Source organism: Rhizobium grahamii (assembly GCF_009498215.1).
Lineage (GTDB): Bacteria > Pseudomonadota > Alphaproteobacteria > Rhizobiales > Rhizobiaceae > Rhizobium > Rhizobium grahamii_A.
On record NZ_CP043499.1, the window covers coordinates 1,424,185 to 1,445,946 of the forward strand.

19 protein-coding genes and 1 pseudogene are annotated in these 21,762 nt (G+C 57.9%); 13 read left to right on the forward strand and 7 right to left on the reverse strand.

The genetic code is table 11. The features are described 5' to 3' along the window. The first annotated feature begins 81 nt into the window (after positions 1-81). Positions 82-531, forward strand: coding sequence for a hypothetical protein (locus FZ934_RS25335; protein ID WP_153273557.1), 450 nt, complete (start codon positions 82-84; stop codon positions 529-531). A 70-nt stretch (positions 532-601) separates the two neighbouring features. Here FZ934_RS25335 and FZ934_RS25340 read toward each other — a convergent pair whose 3' ends face one another. After that, positions 602-1,402 (reverse strand): SDR family NAD(P)-dependent oxidoreductase, encoded by an 801-nt coding sequence (locus FZ934_RS25340; protein WP_153273558.1) that lies wholly within the window; start codon positions 1,400-1,402, stop codon positions 602-604. Between the two features lie 86 nt (positions 1,403-1,488). Between FZ934_RS25340 and FZ934_RS25345 the strand changes: the two genes are divergently transcribed. The 6 genes from FZ934_RS25345 to FZ934_RS27920 all read left to right on the forward strand — a co-directional run bounded on the left by FZ934_RS25345 (position 1,489) and on the right by FZ934_RS27920 (position 7,175). Beyond that, entirely contained in the window at positions 1,489-2,406 is a 918-nt protein-coding gene (locus tag FZ934_RS25345) for a LysR family transcriptional regulator (RefSeq protein ID WP_153273559.1), read from the forward strand. Between the two features lie 142 nt (positions 2,407-2,548). Further along, complete coding sequence (locus tag FZ934_RS25350; protein WP_246737942.1) at positions 2,549-3,472, forward strand: FAD-dependent monooxygenase; 924 nt, start codon at positions 2,549-2,551, stop codon at positions 3,470-3,472. A gap of 434 nt (positions 3,473-3,906) precedes the next feature. After that, positions 3,907-4,719 carry a GNAT family N-acetyltransferase gene (locus tag FZ934_RS25355; RefSeq protein WP_153273560.1) on the forward strand — a complete coding sequence of 271 codons (813 nt, stop codon included), beginning with the start codon at positions 3,907-3,909 and terminating at the stop codon, positions 4,717-4,719. A 462-nt stretch (positions 4,720-5,181) separates the two neighbouring features. After that, on the forward strand, positions 5,182-6,231 hold the full coding sequence (locus tag FZ934_RS25360) for an alpha/beta hydrolase (RefSeq protein ID WP_153273561.1): 1,050 nt from the start codon (positions 5,182-5,184) through the stop codon (positions 6,229-6,231). A 318-nt stretch (positions 6,232-6,549) separates the two neighbouring features. Beyond that, entirely contained in the window at positions 6,550-6,966 is a 417-nt protein-coding gene (locus FZ934_RS25365) for an organic hydroperoxide resistance protein (protein ID WP_153273562.1), read from the forward strand. A 59-nt stretch (positions 6,967-7,025) separates the two neighbouring features. Beyond that, positions 7,026-7,175: a hypothetical protein gene (locus tag FZ934_RS27920; protein ID WP_194273828.1), complete on the forward strand. Its 150-nt coding sequence runs from the start codon at positions 7,026-7,028 to the stop codon at positions 7,173-7,175. Positions 7,176-7,461: 286 nt separating this feature from the next. On the opposite strand, the gene FZ934_RS25370 is transcribed toward FZ934_RS27920, so the two are convergent. The 5 genes from FZ934_RS25370 to FZ934_RS25390 form a co-directional block, all read right to left on the reverse strand. Continuing rightward, positions 7,462-8,217: a response regulator gene (locus FZ934_RS25370; RefSeq protein WP_153273563.1), complete on the reverse strand. Its 756-nt coding sequence runs from the start codon at positions 8,215-8,217 to the stop codon at positions 7,462-7,464. Between the two features lie 70 nt (positions 8,218-8,287). After that, positions 8,288-8,467, reverse strand: a complete 180-nt coding sequence (gene tatA / locus FZ934_RS25375) for a twin-arginine translocase TatA/TatE family subunit (RefSeq protein WP_153273564.1) — start codon at positions 8,465-8,467, stop codon at positions 8,288-8,290. 436 nt (positions 8,468-8,903) lie between these two features. Next, positions 8,904-9,413, reverse strand: a complete 510-nt coding sequence (locus FZ934_RS25380) for a cytochrome P460 family protein (protein WP_153273565.1) — start codon at positions 9,411-9,413, stop codon at positions 8,904-8,906. A 131-nt stretch (positions 9,414-9,544) separates the two neighbouring features. Next, positions 9,545-9,730, reverse strand: coding sequence for a hypothetical protein (locus FZ934_RS25385; RefSeq protein WP_153273566.1), 186 nt, complete (start codon positions 9,728-9,730; stop codon positions 9,545-9,547). Between the two features lie 43 nt (positions 9,731-9,773). Continuing rightward, entirely contained in the window at positions 9,774-11,240 is a 1,467-nt protein-coding gene (locus tag FZ934_RS25390; RefSeq protein ID WP_153273567.1) for a sodium:solute symporter family protein, read from the reverse strand. Between the two features lie 370 nt (positions 11,241-11,610). On the opposite strand from FZ934_RS25390, the gene FZ934_RS25395 reads away from it, so the two are divergent. The 3 genes from FZ934_RS25395 (at position 11,611) to FZ934_RS25405 (ending at position 16,012) form a co-directional block, all read left to right on the forward strand. Then, positions 11,611-12,339 (forward strand): Urease operon accessory protein, encoded by a 729-nt coding sequence (locus tag FZ934_RS25395; RefSeq protein ID WP_432443635.1) that lies wholly within the window; start codon positions 11,611-11,613, stop codon positions 12,337-12,339. Between the two features lie 200 nt (positions 12,340-12,539). Continuing rightward, positions 12,540-13,262: a response regulator gene (locus FZ934_RS25400; protein WP_153273568.1), complete on the forward strand. Its 723-nt coding sequence runs from the start codon at positions 12,540-12,542 to the stop codon at positions 13,260-13,262. 206 nt (positions 13,263-13,468) lie between these two features. Next, complete coding sequence (locus FZ934_RS25405; protein ID WP_153273569.1) at positions 13,469-16,012, forward strand: two-component system VirA-like sensor kinase; 2,544 nt, start codon at positions 13,469-13,471, stop codon at positions 16,010-16,012. Positions 16,013-16,619: 607 nt separating this feature from the next. Here the strand turns inward: FZ934_RS25405 and FZ934_RS25410 are convergent. Beyond that, positions 16,620-17,843 carry an ATP-binding protein gene (locus tag FZ934_RS25410; protein ID WP_194273829.1) on the reverse strand — a complete coding sequence of 408 codons (1,224 nt, stop codon included), beginning with the start codon at positions 17,841-17,843 and terminating at the stop codon, positions 16,620-16,622. Positions 17,844-18,221: 378 nt separating this feature from the next. Between FZ934_RS25410 and FZ934_RS25415 the strand changes: the two genes are divergently transcribed. The 3 genes and pseudogenes from FZ934_RS25415 to FZ934_RS25425 all read left to right on the forward strand — a co-directional run bounded on the left by FZ934_RS25415 (position 18,222) and on the right by FZ934_RS25425 (position 21,751). Next, positions 18,222-19,076 (forward strand): oxidoreductase, encoded by an 855-nt coding sequence (locus FZ934_RS25415; protein ID WP_153273571.1) that lies wholly within the window; start codon positions 18,222-18,224, stop codon positions 19,074-19,076. 398 nt (positions 19,077-19,474) lie between these two features. Continuing rightward, entirely contained in the window at positions 19,475-21,058 is a 1,584-nt protein-coding gene (locus FZ934_RS25420; protein ID WP_153273572.1) for a sensor histidine kinase, read from the forward strand. Next, positions 21,051-21,751: pseudogene (locus FZ934_RS25425) on the forward strand (response regulator transcription factor). The gene FZ934_RS25420 and the pseudogene FZ934_RS25425 overlap by 8 nt, the downstream one beginning before the upstream one ends. Positions 21,752-21,762: the final 11 nt, after the last annotated feature.

Consider the following 21,762-nt stretch of genomic DNA (forward strand, 5'->3'; position numbering starts at 1 on the left):
CTTCCGACCCAACAGTATAGCATTGGGTCTTAGGGGAAGATGTCATGCTCTCATTGTTCAAAACAAATCGAGAGAGTGGACATGAGACCGAGGAAAGATTTTCGCAACATTGTAGTCGCAGCAGTTCTCACACTAGGTGCTGTTCCCTTGATCTCTTCGTGCACGACAGTGGCAGACAAGGGCGAGAGCCGGGAGGATCGATTGGCGGCGGCGGGCTTCGTCGCACGCCCGGCCAATACACCCGAACGCGAAGCCATGTTGAAGCGGCTTCTGCCGAACAAACTCCTTATCCTAGCCCGTGGAAAGACCGTGAACTACGTGTATGCGGACCCGAAGAACTGCGACTGCCTCTATGTCGGATCATCGCAGGCCTATGGCCGCTATCAAAAGACGCGGATCCAGGAAAAGATCGCGAACCGCCAGCTGCAGGCGGCTCAGACTTACGCCGATACGAACTGGGATTGGTCGAGATGGGGGTCCGACATAGCAAACTTCGACGGCCCTTTCGGACCGGACATTGATTGGTACTGATAACCTAGCGCTGGAAAGGGGCAAATCCTTTCCAGCGCTCCATTGCGAGCATTCCAGGCTGGCGGTGAACTCAGTTCACGGACCGAACCGTGCCCCCGTCGACGCGGAGTGTCGCACCACTGATATAGCCGGCGTGAACGCTCGCCAGATAGGTAACCGCACTGGCGATTTCCTCGGGGCGTCCCAATCGGCCAATGTCGTTCGGGACCATATCGTTCACACAACCACGTTCAATCTCATCCCAGCTTTCACCCCAACCGTGGCTGGGGGCGATCTTCTCAAGCAGGTCCTTCACAGCGGGAACAAGGATGGCGCCCGGCGAAACGATGTTCGACGTTACACCGGTATCCTTCAACCGGCGCGCCAGCGAAACCGCAAGATTATGACGAGCGGCAAGCGATGCCTCGTAGTCCGGCTGCATGGGAATGGGTTGGCTCGCCAGGCCGCCGCCGATCTGTATGACCCTGCCCCATCCGCGTTTGACCATCGCCGGAACAAGCCGTTGGATCATGCGAACACCGGACAGCACGTTGATCTGATAGGTCTCGGCCCAGACATCAGGTGTCGATGTGTGCCAATCCAGATGGTGGTAGTGACCGGCATTGTTGACGAGAATGTCGATGTCGCCGCCGGCCAAGGCCTGATTGGCCACCGCATCGGCGCCTGCGTCGTTTGCGAGATCACCGATCGCGACGTCTGCCCGGCCTCCGGCATCTCTGATCTTCTTCGCCACCGCGTTCGCGCGGGCCGCATCCCGGCCATGAACGACGACCGCCGCTCCTTCAGCGGCAAGCATCTTTGCCGTTGCCTCGCCCAGTCCGGCGGACGAGCCGGTGACAAGCGCTCTTTTCCCTGTGAGGTGCATATCCATTCAATTTCTCCACGGTAACAGTCTTGGATACCGAAGAAGTAAGCGATATGGATTATCCTGTTTAGACAGCTAAATCGGGATGAGTTATGCCGAAATTCCGCACAATTCAGTCGAGTGGTTTTACGGAGCTGAGAGCTGCGATCACGGTAGCAGAGTGCCTTAGCTTTCGCGCCGCAGCAGACGCGCTTGGGATGTCGGCGACCGCACTCAGCAGCAACGTTCGCATGCTTGAAAATCGCCTCGGCATCCGGCTGTTCAACCGGACAACGCGCAGCGTCTCGCTGACATCCGCCGGCGAGGAATTCATCCGCCGGGTGGCCCCGTCTCTCAGCGAGATCGAGCGCGCCATGGATGCTGCCGGAAGCCACGGAACCACTCCGAGCGGTACTCTTCGTATCAATAGCTCGGTTACGGCGGCCCACGAGATCTTGTCGCCGCTGTTGCGCGACTACCTCAGCAAATACCCTGATGTGCAGGTGGAAGTGACGACCGAAACGCGTCTCGTGGACGTGGTCCTCGAAGGTTGCGATGTGGGTATAAGGCTCGCCGAGTCCATTCCGGCCGACATGGTTGCCGTGCCGCTCCCATTTAATCTCGATTTCTGCGTTGTGGGATCTCCCGAATATCTGGACAGCAATCCCGCCCCGCAAAAGCCCGCGGATCTGATCAACCACTCCTGCATAAAGGCGGCCATACCGAACGGGAGCACATATCGCTGGGAGTTCGAGGAGCAGGGACGAGCCCACGCGGTGGAAGTCCACGGCTCCCTGACCCTTGACGACCAGAATCTTATGCTGAAGGCAGCCCTTGACGGGATGGGCCTCGCCTACATTTCGAGAGCCGTTGCCCGGGAAGCCGTCGACATGGGACGGCTCCGCAGCGTCCTCGACGACTGGACGCCCAGACACTCACGTCTCTGTCTCTACTATCCCAGGAACCGAAATCCATCGGCCGCTCTTAGGGCGTTGATCAGCCAAATCCGGGCCGAACCCGATCGTTCCTGAGTGCGAGATCGAGAAGGTCGTGTCCACGCGGCCCCTTACAAATGAAACGCGTTATCAGCGTTTTGATGTCGCCGCGACATAAGCTGAAAGCATCCTGCCTCGGCCGGGCTCTTGATGATGGCCGCGGACCAGGAGAACGCTTTTGAGAATACTTATTGTTGGAGCAGGCATTGCGGGTCTCGCGGCGGCCCGCGCTTTGGAAATTCACGGCCATCGGGTCAACATCGTCGAGCGCCAAACGGAGTCTCCCGTCGCCGGCCAAAGCATTTTCCTCCTTGGAAACGCGATGCGTGCGCTCGGCGATTTGGGGCTGCAGGAGCAGGTCCGCGCACAGGCTTTTCCAATCGGCGCGCAAACGATCATGTCATCCAGAGGCAAGGTCCTGAACCATGTCGTTACGAACGATCTTTGGCACTCCTGCGGGCCGTGTGTTGCAGTCCATCGTCGCATGCTTGTCGAGGTGCTCCAACAGTCGCTCACCAACACTCAGATCGATTTTGGAACCTCGGTAATACACACGATTTCGAGGCCGGAGTGCCGTGAGGTCTACTTCTCCGACGGTCACGTGCAGGAATATGATCTCGTGATCGGAGCGGACGGGCTTCGCTCATCGATACGTGCTTCTGCTTTTCCGGAGAGTGTGCCCAAGCCAACCGGCCTGTTCGCATGGCGCCTTTTGACGCAAAACAGTTACGGGATAGAGGGGTGGACCGCGATGCTCGGCGCCGGCAGAACGCTTCTCGCCATACCGCTGAACGATTCAGAGCTTTATCTTTATGCGGATTGTTTCGCCAAGGACTTTGGCGACGGTTCGATTTCCGCTCTCAAGGCAGCATTCCGGGATTTCGCCTCGCCCCTCGGGCCGATCGTCGCAAATCTCTCGGATGGTATCGAAGCACATCGATCAGCGATCGAGGAAGTTCCCTTCAGCACGTTTATCGCCGGCCGGCTCGTCCTGATCGGAGACGCCGCCCATGCTTCATCCCCAGTATGGCGCAGGGCGCCGGGATGGCGATCGAGGACGCAGTTGTCCTGGCTGAATGCATCTCTCGACCTCAGCCACTGACAAGCGCCTTGGCGCAATTTCACGAGTTGCGCAAGCATCGCGTCGCGTGGGTTCAGAAGCAGAGCCGCAAGCGCGACAGACTGAGAACAGCCCCTGATCTTGTCCGAAACATGCTTCTCGGTGCGCTCGGCAACCGCTTGTATCACGTTGCCTACGACTCCCTGATCGAACCGTTCCCTCGCTAGCAGCCTCGCCGAGGCTGTCAACACGAATGCATCTTTGCGACGTGGCGCTGACGCCCAGCGCTTCCCGCACTCACGTATGGATCGCGTCGGGTTCGAACGAAAAACCGAACCGGACGGGAAGTATCCTCCGCAACTTGGATCGGTCCCTCGAGGACAATTGCATCTGAAACCTGCATCTCTGGATTCGAAATTCAGCTCTGTTGCGCGCACGCCATCTTTCGACGGCCAACATGAACTGGAGGGCGCGCAATGCATCTGAGAGCGAATGAGCTTTATTCCGAGCTCCATGAGTCAATCGGGCAGTTCGCAGACACCTGGGAGAAAATTGTCTTCGACTATGGCGCTGGCGCGGTTTGGAATCAGAACGGTCTGGCGCGGCGGTGGGCGGATAGCGACTTTCGCCTGTTCAACTCGATCACGCTCGTTGAACCGGTCTTCAAGCAAGACGCACTTTCACAACGGCTTCTCGCCGGCCGCGAGTACATGGAACGGCGAACGCGACCAGGCTACTTCTGGCTCTTTGAGGAGCTTCTGACGGCGGAGCTACGCCATCAGCTCCCTGCCCTTGCCCGTGAGGCTGGCTTGGAGATCGCGGAGACAGCCTACGGCATGGCCTGCAACTGGATACCGCAAGAGCCGCCATCGCACCCATCCCTTACGTTTGTGCGCGTGGCAAGCGAGCAGCACCTCCTGGCTTATGCCGACATCAATTCAGCCGCCTATGGCCTGCCGAGCGAAAGCGGACGAGACGGCATCTCTCGTTCCACGCTGTTGCGCGATGAAGCGTTCGCGTATCTGGCGCTGAGAGATGGGGTGCCAGTCTCTACGGCGGCAGCAATCGAGACAAACGATCGGCTGGTTATCGCACTGGTCGCGACCAAGCCAGGCTTGCAGCGACGTGGATTCGCCGAGGCAACGGTCAGGAAGGCTCTATACGAAGGGCATCGCGCGACCGGTCTCACGCGGTCGGTCCTTCACGCTTCCGAGGGAGCACGGCCGCTGTACGAGCGGCTTGGCTACCATTGCACCTCGACGATACGGCTTCTCTCCCGCAAGGTATAACCGCGCCTGGCCACGGACGTTCCCGTGCGCGAACCGGCAGCCGTTCTCTAAAGAGATGCGAGGAGATGTCGCTTGCGGCCTCGTACTCGCAACCGGTACGCCTGCCGCCGATCCGTTACATTGACCGAGAGCCGCCGTGAAATCGGCCGCAGTGCGGATATGGTATCTGACGCAATCGCCGCCAGATCAAATACAGACGCGCAAGATTTCAACACAACGCGACAGCAGTGGCGCGCGCCCGTCGTCATTCGCCTGAATCCGCCCAGCTTTTTCCGATGGCGGCGAGGGTCGCGACGCCTGCGGATGCTCCGGTTATCGCCGGAAACATCGGCACATTGTACCGAAGAATGTATGGGCGTTGTTTTGCAACACGCATATTCAATATCGTCTTCGGAGGGACATAACGGGGATACAACGCGGAGGTCTTCTAGCTCTGTTAGTTGAACAAACCGGAGACTGCTCATGCCAGATACAATCAACCATCAGCGTCGAGGCTTGCTCGGTGCTGCCGCACTGACTGTTGCCGCGGTCGAATTCGGACTTATCGGGTCGGCCAAAGCTCAGACACAGGGCACAGCCGACACCGCAGCGGCTGTCAAACCAGGCTCCCACACATCGTTTGAAGCATTGAAGCAAGTGAAAACAAAAGTGCTGGACATCGGCTACGCCGAAGCCGGCCCGGCGGACGGCCCTGTTGCGCTTCTGCTGCATGGCTGGCCGTATGACATTTACAGCTATGTCGATGTCGCTCCCATTCTCGCGGCGGCCGGCTACCGGGTTATCATCCCCTATCTGCGCGGCTACGGAACAACTCGCTTTCTCTCGAAGAACGCCTTCCGCAATGCGCAGCAGGCCGCCCTTGCTGTCGATATGATCGAGTTCATGGACGCGCTGAAGATCAAGGAAGCCGTCGTCGGCGGGTTCGATTGGGGCGCCCGGACTGTCAACATCATGGCGGCCCTCTGGCCTGAGCGATGCAAGGGCATGGTGTCGGTCAGCGGCTATTTGATTGGCAGCCAGGAAGCGAACAAGAAGCCGCTCCCGCCTCAAGCCGAACTCGCCTGGTGGTATCAGTACTATTTTGCAACGGAGCGCGGCCGCGAGGGATACGACAAATACCGGCACGACTTCGCGAAGCTCATCTGGAAGCTGGCTTCGCCGGACTGGCACTTCGACGACGCGACGTTCGATCGCTCCGCAAAAGCACTCGAGAACGAGGACAATGTTGCGATCACCATCGACAACTACCGTTGGCGGTTGGGTCTTGCGGAAAGCCAGCGGGAGTACGACGCCCTCGAAAGAAAGCTCGCCACATCCCCAACCATCGGCATTCCGACAATTACGATGGAAGGTGATGCCAACGGTGCGCCGCATCCCGCGCCGGCAAGCTACGCCGACAAATTCACGGGCAAGTACGAGCATCGCGATGTGACCGGCGGGATTGGTCACAACCTGCCGCAGGAAGCCCCGCAAGCCTTTGCACAGGCCATGCTGGACGTCGCGCGCCTCTAATCGCAGAAATCGGCTGCCGAACTCTCGTTTCGGCAGCCGGATAGCTGTGCGCCACCACGACTCAATAGGCGGCCAGTTGTGCCGCACGGGTCACATGTCTTCCTCAAGAGATTCGAAGTCCCCTCCGCCTGCGTTGCGTTAGGCCGCCCTAGCCTGCCGCCAGAAGCGGCGGGCGCCGATTGTGCTGCAATAAGGCAATTCCTCTACGTTTCGATACACTTAGCGCCACTGTCGGAAATATACGAGATACGTCCCTGCGTCAGAATCGGAACTGTAAAGACGTGTCGCATCCCGCGACCCCGATAAAGGACGTGCCCCATGACGACGATCGACAAAGTGCTCTATACCGCCAAAACACACGTGACCGGAGGTCGCGACGGTTTTGCCAGGAGCAGTGACGAGCAGCTTATTATCAGGCTTTCGCCTCCCGGCAGCAATCATGCCGGCACCAATCCCGAGCAGCTTTTTGCAGCTGGCTGGTCGGCCTGCTTCATTGGCGCAATGAGCCACGCTGCGGTGAAACGCGGTATCAAGATGCCCGCCGATACCGCCGTGGACGCGGAAGTTGATCTGGGAATGACAAACGGCGGCTATCTGCTGCAGGCAAGATTGCGCGTCACCCTGCCTGGCCTGGATGGTGAAACCGCTCGCAGCCTTGTCTCCGAGGCGCATCAGAATTGCCCATACTCCAAAGCAACCCGCGGCAATATCAACGTCGAGATTTCCGTCGCTTGATGCAGCGCGGACCCGCCCCGTTGACACAGGGAGGGGGAGGCCCCTCCCGAGGAGTTGAGATGAAAGCAGCAGTTATCGCCATTCTTGTCGCCAGCGTGCTCGCAGCGCCCTGCATATACGAGATCAGTTCGAAAGAACCATCCCCACTCGTGGGCCTCATTGACGCCTCGCGCCTCGGCCAGGAGCCACTACCGACGACCGGTCCATGAGCTCCAATGCGGAGTGCCATGGTCGGTTCCTGTTTCAGGCGAAAGCCATCAGGTAGTTAAGCCATACGCCGACACGGATTGGCCTTCGCGCAGACGGTGGCCGATCCGCAAAGTCATGGCAAAGGCGAGTGTCGGCAGTCGGATGGACGTCGCACAATAGCTCGACGACTGGCTACGCCAGCAGAGACGATGCAGAGCTCAAGAAGCAATGAGCAACAGCGACCGCCGCTGGAAATAGGGCGGTACGATCGCAGCTATTCCATTACATGCGCCATTCGCGGACCGCTCAAACACCCCTTTGTGTGGCGGGTACGCGCGACTGATTGACGTGGGCCGAGAAGACATAGCCTTCGCTCCGCACGGTCTTGATGTAGACGGGATCACGGGCGTCGTCATTCAGTCTCTGGCGGAGCCGGCTGACGAGCAGGTCGATAGAGCGGTCGAATACATCCGCATCCTTGCCCTGGCTGAGATATAGAAGTTGATCGCGACTGAGCACGCGATGCGCGTGATCCAGAAACACCTTGAGAAGCCGATACTCTCCTCCGCTGAGCGCAACCGACATTCCTCCCTTGTCGAAGAGACGGCGGGCAGCGGTATCAAGCATCCACTTTCCGAAGGCCACCACATCCGGCAGCCAGGCCTCGTTCAAGTTCGGCGGCATCATTCTCGCGCGCCGCAGGATTGCATTGATGCGTGCCAATAGCTCACGAGCGGAAAACGGCTTCGTCAGGTAGTCATCCGCACCCATCTCAAGACCCAGGATTCTATCCGCATCATCCGATCTCGAGGTCAGCATGATGATCGGCATCGCTCGTTCCTTCATCGAGCGCAACTCCCGGCAGAGCTCGAGACCATCATCTCCCGGCATCATGATATCAAGAACGATCAAATCGAATGCATTTGCTTCCAGGTGGCCGCGCATCTGACGGCCGTCTGCCGCTGCCGTTACACGGAATCCGTTCTTTCTAAGGTAATCAGATATGAGTTCGCGGATGTCACGGTCATCATCCACGACAAGTATGTGATCGATGTGTTCCATATTCGCCTCTAATTTATTCTTCTGAAATCGCGGAATTGCTACCGCTGTCTAAAATCCCTGGGCACAGTGCTCATCCATGTTTTGGATCATTGTTGCTCTGTTCGATCGCGTCCTCGAAGGGCATCTCCCGGCGAAACTTTTTGATTCCGGAAGCAACGTCTTCCATCAATGCAGGAAACTTCCCGCGGCCGAATAGCAGCACGAGAATTGCGAGGACGATTAGCCAGTGCCACGCGCTGAACGATCCCATATATGCCTCCATAGGCTCAACGATCGACGATATTCAGATTACAATCTCTTGGTTTTGGATGGACTGTTCTGTCGGGACCGTTGGTGCCCCACACATCAGCTTCCATCGGTGAGAAAACAGCACCGATGTATCGCAGCTATGTCCGCAAGCTTATCTAATTGAAGGCTATTGTAGCTGCCGTCGGGTTCGACACATTGAGATACAATGTCGCGTATGACGACCATCTCGGACGCGGCACTGAGGTACAAGTTTCCCGCACCACCCCGTCGTCTGAGAACTGCCAGGACAATTCATCGCCAGCGCGACTGCCGACAGCAGGTTCTTGCGCCCGGCCACATGCTCTGCGGCCACCCCTGCGCTCTTTCAGGCTTCTGCCTGTTATCGGAACGCCGCCGGGATGGGCGGCGTTTCAGGTTGTTCGCGATGTCGAGCAGTTTTACTGCGCGTATCGAGTGAAGACGTAGTCATGGTCTTTCACTCTCGACTCGTGACACGCCAAACAGGTTTCGTGTTGAGCCAGATCGACAGGTTTGCCATCGATGAAACGTCCAAATCCCCACCCGTGGCTATCAGGGTACTTCTTGGAATCCTTCACCATCACCTGGACAGTCGTCGGGGCGCCCGGCACCGTCGCCGGCGGGAATTCCGTCGATTGCTTCCGCTTGTAGGCAAGCTTGACGAGGATGGAGCCATCCGGGAACGGCAGCGTCCCGCTCTTGTAGGCGTCGATGGCGATATCGTTTGCCAAAACCGCCCGCAATTCGTCCAACGGCGGCGCTTCCTGGGCCGGAGCGACAAACTTCCAGTCGCGATAGCCTTCAGGGATCGTGACGCCGTAAATCGGCGAAGCATTCGCGGGAGGTGCTTCGGTGGCCTCGGAGTAGGATACCGCGACAGCAAAACCGGCAGCCGCAACGGCAACCGCACTAACAATAGCAAGCTTCATTCCACACTCCTACGGTGATCACGCTTCCTGAAGAACATCACCGGTGAATGTATCTGTCGGATTTCAGCCGCATACCGTTTTGTATCGGTGTGTACTTCGCGTGCGATTGGCTTAAGCGAAGCTACTGGTCGTCAGGACTTGTCCCTGTTGCGGGGATCCAACTGGAAGACCAGCCACATCCCGCCCGCGATCAGGAAGACACTGAACACGTTCCAAACGAAAAAAACCGGCAGACCGAAAACCGTTCGATCGCTGTTGCAGGCAATACTCCCTGCGAAAACGATCGCCACCATGATGAAAACGATCACTCCTCTCACAGTCGCCTCCGATGCACGTGTTTCGCGGGAGCCATTTTGAAAGCTACCTGTAGTTTGTGGACGAGACGGGACGCTGCGCCGTCGCGACACTGACAAGCAATGCCACCAGGACATTCAGCGTCAACGCTATGAATCCGGTATTGACCTGCTTGATCATGAGAGGAGCATCGGGAAAGAAACTCGAAATGGTCAGGCCGGTTGTTACGACCACGCCGACAGTGCCGACTCCCACGATAATGCCGGCCGCAGCCCCCTCTTTTGTGAAAGGGTTTCTGGGCAGCAGACTGGCAAAGAGGGCGGGAAACAGCTGGGTCACGATGCTGTAGCCCATGATCAGGATGGCGACGATACTTTCTCCTCCGACAAGGGTGAAGTAGACAGCAACGCTGCTAATCAAGACGACAGACAGACGCGCGGACGTCGTTGCACCCTTGTCGGACATGGCGGGTGCCAGGCGTTTGACGATATTGGTCGATATCAACGCCGAGCCGACGATCAGGATCGTCGAACCTGGAACAAGTGCGGTGAGAACTCCCGCAGCTCCGATGACGCCGACGAACCATGGATCGAAGGTCTTGATGGACAGTTTCAGGAGAGCGAGATCTATCTCGCCGCCTTGCAGTCCAGGCACCTGTAAGACAGCAGCAAATCCTACCAGCATCGCGAAGAGCATAACCAGGGCGTAAAGCGGCATAAAGACCGCGTTTCGCCGAAATGCGGCCTCTGTTTTGGAGGTGTAGACCGACGAGAACGTGTGCGGCCACATGTATAGACCGAGGGCAGACAGCGCTATCGTGCTGCAGTACCAGGCAATCGTTTCTCCAGTGTCCGGCAGCGAGAGAAATCCCGGCTTCGCGATCTCGATCTGCGCGAACATTTCGCCGATGCCACCGTAATAATGATAGGGAAGATAGATCCCGAGAAATGCGCAGATGACCCAGGTCGTGCCGTCTTTAACCGTCGCCGCCCAGGCCGATCCCCGCATGCCGGACGCGATCACGTATAACGCCATAACGGCCGCCCCGACGATGATTGCGACCGCATGGGGTATTTTACCGTCCGACACGGTCTCCGCTATGATGCCCAATCCTTTCAGCTGCAGGATCAGGTAGGGAATCAAGGCCACCAGACCGACGATCGTTACCAGTAGTCCAAGACCGGAACTCTGGTACTTCTGCTCAAAAAAATCCGGTTGAGTGACCAGCTTTCGCTCACTGGCAAAGCGCCATATGGGAGGGAGCAACCAGTACGAAGAAATGAACGCCAAGCAGGTGTAGGTTAAGATGTAGAACGCGGCTCCGCCCTTTCCGTAGGCGAACCCGCTCGCTCCCAGGAATGTAAACGTCGTGTAGATTTCGCCAGCCATGAGAACGAAAACAAGCAGGGCTCCAAAGCGTCTTCCACCGAGCGCCCATTGCTCAAGACTGACAGGTCGCTGGGCTCGCCCCAGATAGCCCACAAGCACGATGCCAGCAGTAATTCCGAAAACGAAAAGGAGCGCGATGTTCATGTCCGCCGCCACTCCAAGGTTAGGCCCCGCCCGTTCTCACGGCAGCTAGAAAGCCAGCAATTAGTTGCCTTCAACCTGATCGCTTCCGCATCCTCGATTGCTCGGACTATCGACAGCATCCCGCCGGGCCGACCATCGCAAGGCAGCAACAAGCTGCCGTCGGTCACTCTCTTTTTTCTCATGGTCTGCTTTGATGTTTAGGCGCTCCAACCAACGGCGACAATATCGTCTCGTCCACTGGCTGACCAGCGCCGTTGAGATCGCTCACGCGCCTATCGTCTTACGATCGTAATAATCACCGCCAGGCTGTTACGATTAAAATCAGAATGATCACTTCTGCAACAAAGCCCTCACGTTCCGACCGCAGATCTTGGCAGGGAAAACGGGTGCACCCGCAAATATCTTCGGCGGCATAAAGCCCCCGTTCATTTTGATCGGAAAAGAGATGGCTCGAATTATCATCGTCGGGAACGGCAGAATTGACGGAAGGTTTGCCTCCACAATTGACGCGGCAGATCTGGTCGTGCGTTTGGACGACTGCCGGTCGCAAGGCATTGCGGGAACAAGAACCGACATCGTGGCGGTTCGCAATTTTGGGCAGCCGGCGGGATCGATGCTTGCATCGCGGAAATGGCAATCCCAAGCCGCAGTTCAGCAGGCAACCGAGATCTGGGGCCTCAGCGATCCGAAGAAGTTCAACGCAATACGGCCGCTGGTGGCGGTGTTGCATCCGGAATTGCGCGACTTCTGCGACGACCACTCAGGCGAGTTCGATCGACTGTGTGCCGCGACTTCAAAGGTCTTTCGTGTGGTGGATGAACGGCTGCATGATTGGGTCGACGATGCTCTTCGCTTCTATGGCCCTGGGCCTTACCTGGTACCGAGCAGCGAGATTATTTTGGTGGCCGCCGTCCTTGACCGGTTTCCGCGGGCGAATGTAACCATTATAGGCCTTGAGCACTCCGGTCCTGCGTACCATCCATTCGCTGCCGAAAGACGACTTGTCGACGAATATGTTGCGGTCGGAAAGCTTAGGCGATTGGAGTTCGCCCCACATCGCTGGCCAAAGTCCGTGCAGGTCGCCGAGAGCCATTGGTAACGGCCTTACTCTATCGGCTGCGAGCCGCTTTACCCTCTCGGAAAATTGCATTTGTAACAAAGCATTGCCGATTGAAACGCATTTGAAATTTGGCGGCGTGATACGAAAAATTCGAACTACAACTCACGCGATCAAGCGACAGTATCGCTGAATATGTGGTACGCAATGCCGGATCAACGACTGCCGCCCCAGGGGGAAACGTGAAACACATTCTCGTCGTCGACGATGACAGCAAGCTTCGCGGTCTTCTCATCGATTACCTGTCCCAGCACGCTTTCAGGGTCACGGGGGTCAAGGACAGTCATCAGCTCGGGCAGGTGTTGCAAGCCGAGCCCGTTGACCTCATCATCGTCGATCTGAACCTCGGCCACGAAGATGGCCTAGAGATTGTCCGCACACTATCAGGCAGGTCTGATGCTCCCATCATCATCATCAGCGGCGATCGGCTCGAAGAGACCGACAAAGTCGTCGGGCTTGAACTCGGCGCCTCCGACTATGTGACAAAGCCATTTGGACTGCGCGAATTCCTTGCGCGTGTCCGCGCCGCGCTCAGAGTTCGTCCCGTCGTTGCCGATCGCAAAGAGCGGAAGATCTACGCCTTTGACAAGTGGACATTGAACGTCAAGAAGCGGCAGCTAATGTCCGCGGAGGAGAGCGAAGTTAAGTTGACGGCGGGCGAATTCAATCTCCTGATCGCCTTCCTCGATGCCCCGCGTCAGGTTTTGTCGCGAGAGCAGCTGCTTTCCGCAAGCCGTGTCCATGACGAGGAAATCTTCGATCGGAGCATCGACGTCCTGATCCTCCGGCTGCGGCGGAAATTGGAGAGCGATCCATCGACACCAAAACTCATACGCACGGAACGCGGAGCTGGGTACATTTTCGACAGCGACGTGGCAATCGAGGCTAGAAGGCGCCCGCGGTAGGCGCAGGGCACCTCGTCGGCTTCCATTTTTCGGCGCCAGCGTGCGAATTCCCGATCAACTATACCAACGTATCGGTTGTGCGGCATCAGGCCGGGGTTCCAATGTAAGTGCGTATATGTTTTAGGCGTTTCGAAGAATCCGCGTGAAAGCCCGTACAGAGAGCCGTATAGCTCCCTTGCCCACGACCGGACCCACTTGGTTAGACGATGGAAATAACCCCACGACCGCCAAGGCGGCGAGCAACGGTTGAATTATGGCGGATAGCCGTTCTCGTCGTGGGAGCTCTTTGCTTTGCCTTGCTCGCCCTCGGGCGCGTTCCGTCCCGAGATACCCATGAGGCTATCCTCACGTCGCTGCGCGCGATCGACGTGAACCATGCCTCCCTCCAGCGTGACGTTTTGCAAGCCAGGGCCGGCCTGCTCAGGAGCTACGACCCCTTGGTAAGATCCATCTCGGGTCTGCGTGCCACTGTGAACCGACTGAGATCGGTATTCCCCGAGAGCGGCGTGGAAAACATTGCTGCCCTCAACATGGAATTGAATGCCCTGTCGGGCTCGATCGATCGCGACGAGCAGTTGGTCGAGCGTTTCAGGAAAGACAACACGCTCCTGCAGACCTCGCTCACTGCAGCCAACCAACTGCTCACCGAACTTCACGAAAGCAACGATCCCGCCATCAAGGATGCGGTCGGCAGGTCCGTCGATCTCGGCAATCTGATGATGCGGTTCGCCACAGAGCCGAACGAGAGATTGGCGCGTGCAATCCAAGACAAATTGAGCGCAATGCTTCGGTCAGATAAAGCCGTTGATCCGAGCATCGTTTCGTATGTCGCCCAGGCACGTACAATCCTGACCGCACTTCCGGCCGTGGACGATACGATCCAGGCCATACAGGCGTCGAAGACATCCTATGAGGCGCAGATACTCCAGAAGCAATATCTGGATGCCTATGGCTTGATCAGCGTCCGATCCTCGTGGAGCCGGACATTGCTCGGCTCCATCTCGGTCTTCCTGTGCATCTACATCGGTATCCTCGTTTACCGGCTGCGGGCTCAAACCCAACGGCTGACGCAGCAATTGGATCTCGAAACGCTGACGGCGGACATCAAGCGGCGTTTCGCCGAGGATTCCGACGACGTCTCGGCATGCCTTATTGATTCCCTGGCGATCGTCGCGGAGTTCTTCGATGCACGCAGATACAGCTTCTTTGTCGTCGACAGCAGAACGAAGATGATCCTGTCAAGCTTTGGAGAAACGAACCAATCCGCTTTGGCTCCTCTCCTTCAGCAGCATTCCGAACAGATTTCGACGGCAACGATGAAGGAGCAACTCCATTGGGACCGCTTCTACTATCACAACCTGCAGCAATCGGAGATTCTGGCATTTCCCGAGGGCGCGATGAGTGCCGGCTCGGTTGTTGCCGCAAGTATAGATGCCGACTCTGTTGCGCTGATGTTCCTTGAGCACAAGGACCTCCGCAGCAAGCCAGGTAGAGACGAAGTCCGTCTTCTCGGCCATGCAATCATCACGCTGGCACAATGCGTGAAGGGCCAGCGTGAACGAAGTGAGCGGCGGCAGCTGGAGGCCAGGCTCGAGCATTCTCAGCGCCTTGAAGCATTGGGCACCTTGGCTGGCGGCATTGCTCACGAATTCAACAACACCTTGGGTGCCATCATGGGCTATGGCGAGATGGCACTGCACCTCAACAATCGCGCCTCCCGTACACGGCAATACCTGCAGGAAATTGTTTCGAGTGGACATCGCGCGAAACATATCATCGATCAGATTCTGACCTTCAGCCGCAAACGAGAGCGAGTTAGTCGGCCCTTCGACCTGAAGGAAGCGATCGATGACATTGTGCCGTTGGTGCAGATGTCTAGTCCGGCGGGAATATCCGTAACCGCGACGATCGCCGACGAGATGCCAGCCATTGTCGGCAATCCGCTGGAGCTGCAGCAGGCCATCATGAACCTGTGCATGAATGCGGCACAGGCGTCCGGAGAAGAAGGGCACATTCGGCTCACGGCCGAGCGGATAGAGATAGCCGGCGATACACCTCTTTCCCACGATGTGCTTCCTCGCGGACGATACATAATGATCAATGTCACCGACAACGGGAGCGGCATTGCGCCCGGCCTTCTACGCCATGTTTTCGAACCTTTCTTCACGACCAAATCGAAATCCGGGGGGACCGGCTTGGGTCTCGCGGCGGTTCACGGGTATGTCACCGGCATGAATGGGAGAATCCATGTCGAGAGCACGCCGGCGATGGGAACGACCTTCAAACTCTATTTTCCCTTTACAGCGGAAGCCCCCGTTCCACTCGCCCAGTTCTTCGACGAGCGAACAGTCCCGCTTGGCGACGGGCAAGTGGTTGCCCTGGCGCAAAAAGACCAAAACCTGCGGCTGATGTTCGAGGAGAAAATTGCCGCACTTGGATACGAGCCCGTCGGATTTTCAAACCTCGCCGCGCTGCGGAAATGGATCGCGGACGGCGATCGACATCCTGACCTGATCGTCTTCGATCTGGATATCTGGCAGTCTCCTCCGGACCTGGAAGCAGTGGCCCAGGAGTACCCATTTGGCTCAACACTTTTCCTTACCGACCCAGCTCGGGACGGGCTGGACCCGAGGCGCTTTCCAAGCGTTCCAACCCTGCGAAAACCTGTTAGCGCGAACAGTCTCGCAACCACGCTTTCCAGGCTGATCGAGCCCAAGATGGTGGCGATAGATTCAAGATCGGAAGGCTAAGGCACTCTCGAACGACCTTCGCGCTCGCAGCACGACAATACCCCAGCCCCGACAAAGACGCCCACGCTCAACCCCGCGCAAACAAGTGCGCAGGCAACCGCCCTGCGGTTATGGCGAACGTACTTAGCGACAAAGATCCACGCGCCGCAGACTTCGCCCCCAGTGGCAATGCCCTGTGTAATCCTCAGCAAGACCAAGAGAACCGGGGGCCACCGGGCCGATCACCTTATCAGACGGCGACAGATCAACACCGAGCGTCGAAGCGGCCATGAGAAGAACTGAAAAGGCGAATACCCTTTTCCCGCCGAACAAGTCGCCAAGATGCGCGAGCAACAATCCCGCCTAGCTGACGAAAAACGTATCCCGTGGCAAAGATCCCGAAGGTCTGCGTGGTTCCTGTTCGTGTTGAGGCGAGACCTCTGGGCTGGCAGAGGTGTGAGCATCATGCTCGGTCAATTTGGCGAAGTCATAAGAATCCTATCGAAGTTTCAGAGGCCCTATTATTGAACCGCCACCAAAGTCGGATTCTAATTACGTCTGAAAGAGAGCAACCGGGGACGGTGAAGCGTCTCTCCGCACGTGCATTGAGGTGGTCCGCCCGCTTCCCTCAAGCTGACGCCAGAGCCGCTTCCAACCGCGGAGTGTCCGACGCTTGCAGGACGGTAGTCGATAGTATCAGCTCGGCAATCAAACCGCCGCCGGCCCGCTGCCGAAGGTTGAAACTCGCGTCCAGGCTGGCAGCAAGCTGCTGAGCAATCGCCAGACCGAGGCCTGTCCCCTGGACCTGACCCGTCGCCGACTGTGCCCCCCTCACAAAGGGCTTTTTGACTCTCTCGAGCAGTTCCTCCGCTATACCGGGACCACGGTCCAACACCGAGATCACGATTCTGCCGTTGTCTTTGTGCGCAACGCGCACTTCGGCAGCGCCGGAAAATTTGAGCGCATTGTCGACGAAATTCGTGAGCGCGCGCCGCAACGCCTGAGGCCGGGTCATGATCACGCCGCCCACATTGCCGATAACGCTCACGGCCCGCTCGGTTTCCTGATAGTCCATGACAAGGCAATCGATGAATGCATGCAGATCAACGGACCTGATTTCCTCCTGCCTCACATGCGCATTTCGCGCATAGGCCATTCCCTCTCTGATCAGGCGTTCAGTCTCGTCGAGATCTCGCAAGAACTTCTCCCTATCCGGAAACGTGTTTGCCAGCTCTGCTCGAAGTCGCATCCGGGTGATCGGTGTTTGCATGTCATGAGAGAAGGCGGAGAGCATTTGGATCCGCTCGTCCATGTGGCCCCTCATGCGGCGGCGCATCGTATTGAATGCCCTTGCCATGGCAGCCACTTCGGGTGGTCCATTCTCTTCAAGTTCGTGGCCGAGACGTTCGGGCCCCAATGCACTGACGGCCGAGGTGATTTGCGACAGTGGCCTGATTGTCGTGCGGATCACATAAGCGAACATCAGACCAATCAGCAGCAGAAGAACGATATGGCTTCCGACCATCGCCGCCAGCGGATCGACAGTCGCTGCGGAAAGCTCCAACCGCGCAAAGGATGGCACAGGGGCCGCGATTGCATCGAACTCAGGACGATCCGCCTCGACCCGTTGAAACGATCCGGCCGGCAAGCTTTCTGGCATCCGCCGAGTCTGAAACCCGGAATCGAGGGCCATCTGATTTGTGAGTGCCGCGTACTCTACCGGCGTCGCCCTATCCAATTGTGGATCGCGACGTTCATGCAAGTTCTCCTGCATTTGATACACGCCGAGTGCAAGGGCTCCGTGCGCCAGCAGCACCCCTGCAATCGTGACGGATATCAGCCGGTTGCGCATAGTGCTGAGTCTGTACCTGAGACCCGCTTCGGGATCACAGCGCGTTCGAGAATCTGAAAATCGGCTGGCCATCGGAATCTCTGCGGTTGCTTTACTGACGTGTCGGGCTGTTACCCCGAGGGCATACTCTGCAGCCCTTGATCGATGTCAGTAGTGCGTTCCCAAAGCCAAGTTTTCGTTTCAGATTCGGTCGGATGTATTTCGTCTGTAATGAAGGGTTTATTCGGACGCCGCACCTGGAGGACCGCCGGCGTTTGTATCCTGATATGTCGTCACCGCCGAAACTTACACGACATTGCAAAAACTGCGGTCTTCCGAAATTCACCAGATACATGCGGAGCCAACGATCCGGGGCAAACAAAGTCTCGGAGATTGGCGATGAAGCAACGTTGGTTAGTGACTGGAAGCTCCAAGGGTCTTGGCCGCGCGATCGTCCACGCCGCCCTGGACAACGGACATCATGTCGTTGCGACTGCTCGCGACACCGACGGGCTCGCCGATCTGTCGCTGCGATATGGCGACCGGGTGATGATCCTGCGTTTGGACGTGACGAACGCCGACGAAGTTTCCGCAACTGTCGAGAGAGCTGTCGATCAATTCGGCGGGCTCGATGTCGTCGTCAACAATGCAGGATACGGCACGATCAATTCCATCGAAGATGCGACACTGGCCGACATACGAAACGAAATCGAGACGAACCTGTTCGGGACCATCATGGTCACCAAGGCGGTGATCCCGGTCTTCCGAGAGCAGCGCAGCGGACACTTCATAAATTTTTCCTCGGTGGGTGGCCGCCTCGGAGCACCGGGACGTGGCGCCTATTCCGCGGCAAAATGGGGCGTGGAAGGTTTCTCGGAGGTCCTTGCCGGCGAGATGGCTCTGTTTGGCGTCAAGGTGACGATCATCGAGCCGGGCGGCTTCAGAACGGACTTCGCCGGCGCCTCGACCACGCTGAATTTCGGCCGTCCCGAATACGATCAGGTTGTCGGCGCTGCGGCCAGAACACAGCGCGCCTATGACGGACGCCAACCCGGCGATCCAAAGAAGGCCGCTCAAGCGATCTTGCAAGTCGCTCAGTCCAACGCACCCCCGCTCAGGCTTGCGCTGGGAAGTGACGCTGTAAAAGCAATCCGCGCGGCAAGCCAACGGTGGCAAGTTGAGCTTGATGGTTGGGAAGAGCTCAGCCTTTCGACCGACTTCGAGCAGGCCCACGCGCCTCAAAAGACGAATTGACTTCGGCGACCACCCCTCATCGCGCCGAAGTCGCGGATCGCCCTCCGATCCGCCAAGGGCCGCCTCTCCTCCTCCCCCTCAAGAGGCGGCCCTTGTTTATTTCCGCTGTCGGCTACGAAGGCCTTGCCGATGCATCCTCGCAGTCGCAGCGGCTACCATCAGACATGGTGGGATACATAACGTCCCGATCCTTGAAATCTTCGAGACACATGGCGCGGTTTAGCTGACGCCATCAGACAAGCAGCCCGACTACATGTTCGGCGCCGAGATTCCTGTCGAGCCGCCGCCTCTCACTTGATGCAGGTACCCGGATTGGCTGTCGCCGGCGAGCACCAGTTCGCCGACTCAGATCTGACAAAACGAAATGACTGATGCTTTGATCGAAATGGGTTGAAGAAATGGCAATCGGCTTTCACGGACTATTTGCAACACATGAGGCAGAACACCATGACCTGGTTTTCGGCGGCCTGTCTCTCCTGATCGGTTCAGCGGTATTTGCCGTCGATATGTTCACAGGGATCGAAGGCGCGGTTGCGGTCCTCTACTCGATAGCCCTTCTGTTCGCCGCCCAGGCCGCCAATCGCAAAGGTCTGATGGCGCTATCTGCGGCGTTCATCGCGCTGACCCTTTTCGCGTTTTTCTTTGGCCACGGTCCGGATCCCGACATGCAGGCATTCCTGCGGCTTGTCGTCGCCTTGGCCTCGCTTGCGGTAACGACAGCGTTGCTGGTCCGAAATGACGAGGCAAAGGCTGAGCTGCTGCGGATGAATTCCGCCCTTCGTGAAAGCGAAACGCGCTATCGTTCAATTTTCCACGGGACAAGGGTCGCTCTTTGGGAGCGCGACTATTCGCGTCTGCGCCACCATCTCGTCTCGCTGAAAGCGCGGGGCATCAGCGACATCAAGCTTCACGCGCGCGACAATCCGGAATTCATCCGGGACTGCATCCAGATGATCGAGATCGTCGCGGCCAATGCCGCGGCAAACGATTTACTGGGAGCGACTCCCGATCACCCCTCCAACTGCGCGATGGCCGGCTACATTCCGCCAGACAGCGCGGCAATCACCGAAGTGCTGCAAGCGATCATGGATGGCGCGTCTCATCTTGAACACGACGCGGAAGTCATCAGCGAGAACGGCGAGACAAAGTCCGTTCTGCTCAGCATCGGCTTTCCCGACGATACGTCGGCGTTCAACCGTGTGGTCGTCAGCATGGTGGATGTCACGCAGAGGGAAGAGGCGCGAAAGACGCTGGCAGAGGCTCAGGCGGAGCTCAGCCGAGCATCGAAGGCAGCAACCGTTGGGGTCCTTTCCGCATCCCTCGCGCACGAGCTTAACCAGCCGCTCGGCGCAATCGTTGTAAACTCCCAGACGCTGCTCAGGTGGCTGGCAAAAGATCCGCCTGATCTTGAGGCGACACGCCGCTCCGCAGAGCGAATCCTCCGCGACGGCAACCGCGCAAGCGAGATCATCAAGAACACCCGCTCAATGCTGTCAGCGACTCCGCCTGAAGCCGAGCATATCGATCTCAACGCTCTTCTCAGTGAGACGCTGACATTGATGGAGCACGATCTTCAGCGGGAACGCACCGCCGTCGAAATTATCCAGGAAGAAGAAATTCCTTCGGTGCCCGGCATCAAGATCGAGATGCAGCAGGTCCTGATAAACCTCATCTCCAACGCGGCTCACGCGATCGCTGCCGCCGCTGCAAAGCGAAGGCTCGTGACGATCACGTTGAAGAACGAGCATGATGGAGAGCACGTTCTGATCTCCGTCCGCGACACCGGCAACGGGCTGGACCTGGAAGCGGCACGGAAAATATTCACACCATTCTTCACGACGAAAAAGAACGGGATGGGTATGGGCCTGTCGATCTGCAGGAGCGCTATCGAGGCCAGAGGAGGAACGCTTGAGGCGCGCAACCATCCCGAGGGAGGCGCCCTGTTTGAGATCCGGCTGCCCAAGGAGAAAGCTGATGCCTGAATCGACCGCACCGCTGCGCAACATCAGCGGCCCAATCATCAATATCGTCGAGGACGACGTCTCGATGCGTGAGTCCTTGATCGACCTGTTCCAATCGATGAACCTTCAGGCGACCGCATTTGCGAGTCCGGAGGAATTTCTTGACCGCGCGGAGCTTGCCCGACCTGGCTGCATCGTCCTCGATGTGAGGCTTCCCGGCTGAATGGGTTGGATCTCCAGGAGTATCTTGAGAGAAACGGCAGCACACTCCCGATCGTATTCATGACAGGATTCGGCGACATCTCGATGAGCGTCAGGGCAATGAAAGCCGGGGCGATCGATTTCCTGACAAAGCCATTCCGAGATCAGGATATGCTGGACTCGGTGCTGACGGCGATCGAGCAGGACGCCGTCCGCCGCAGGAAGATGCGCGAGTTTGATGGCTTCGGTTCGCGGATGGACGCCTTGTCCCCGCGGGAACGAGACGTCCTGCAGGCGGTCGTGGAGGGGCTCATGAACAAGCAAATTGCCTACAGGCTCGGGCTCAGCGAAATCACTGTGAAGCTGCACCGCGCAAGCATGATGAAGAAGATGGAGGTGACCTCCGTTGCTGAACTGGTTCGTGCCAACGAACGCGTGAGCCGCCATCGCGCGCTGAAGAAGCAAGCAGACGACAAGCGTCCGGCAAACAGCGCGTTGCGCAGCGGCCTCTAGGCAAGGCGAAC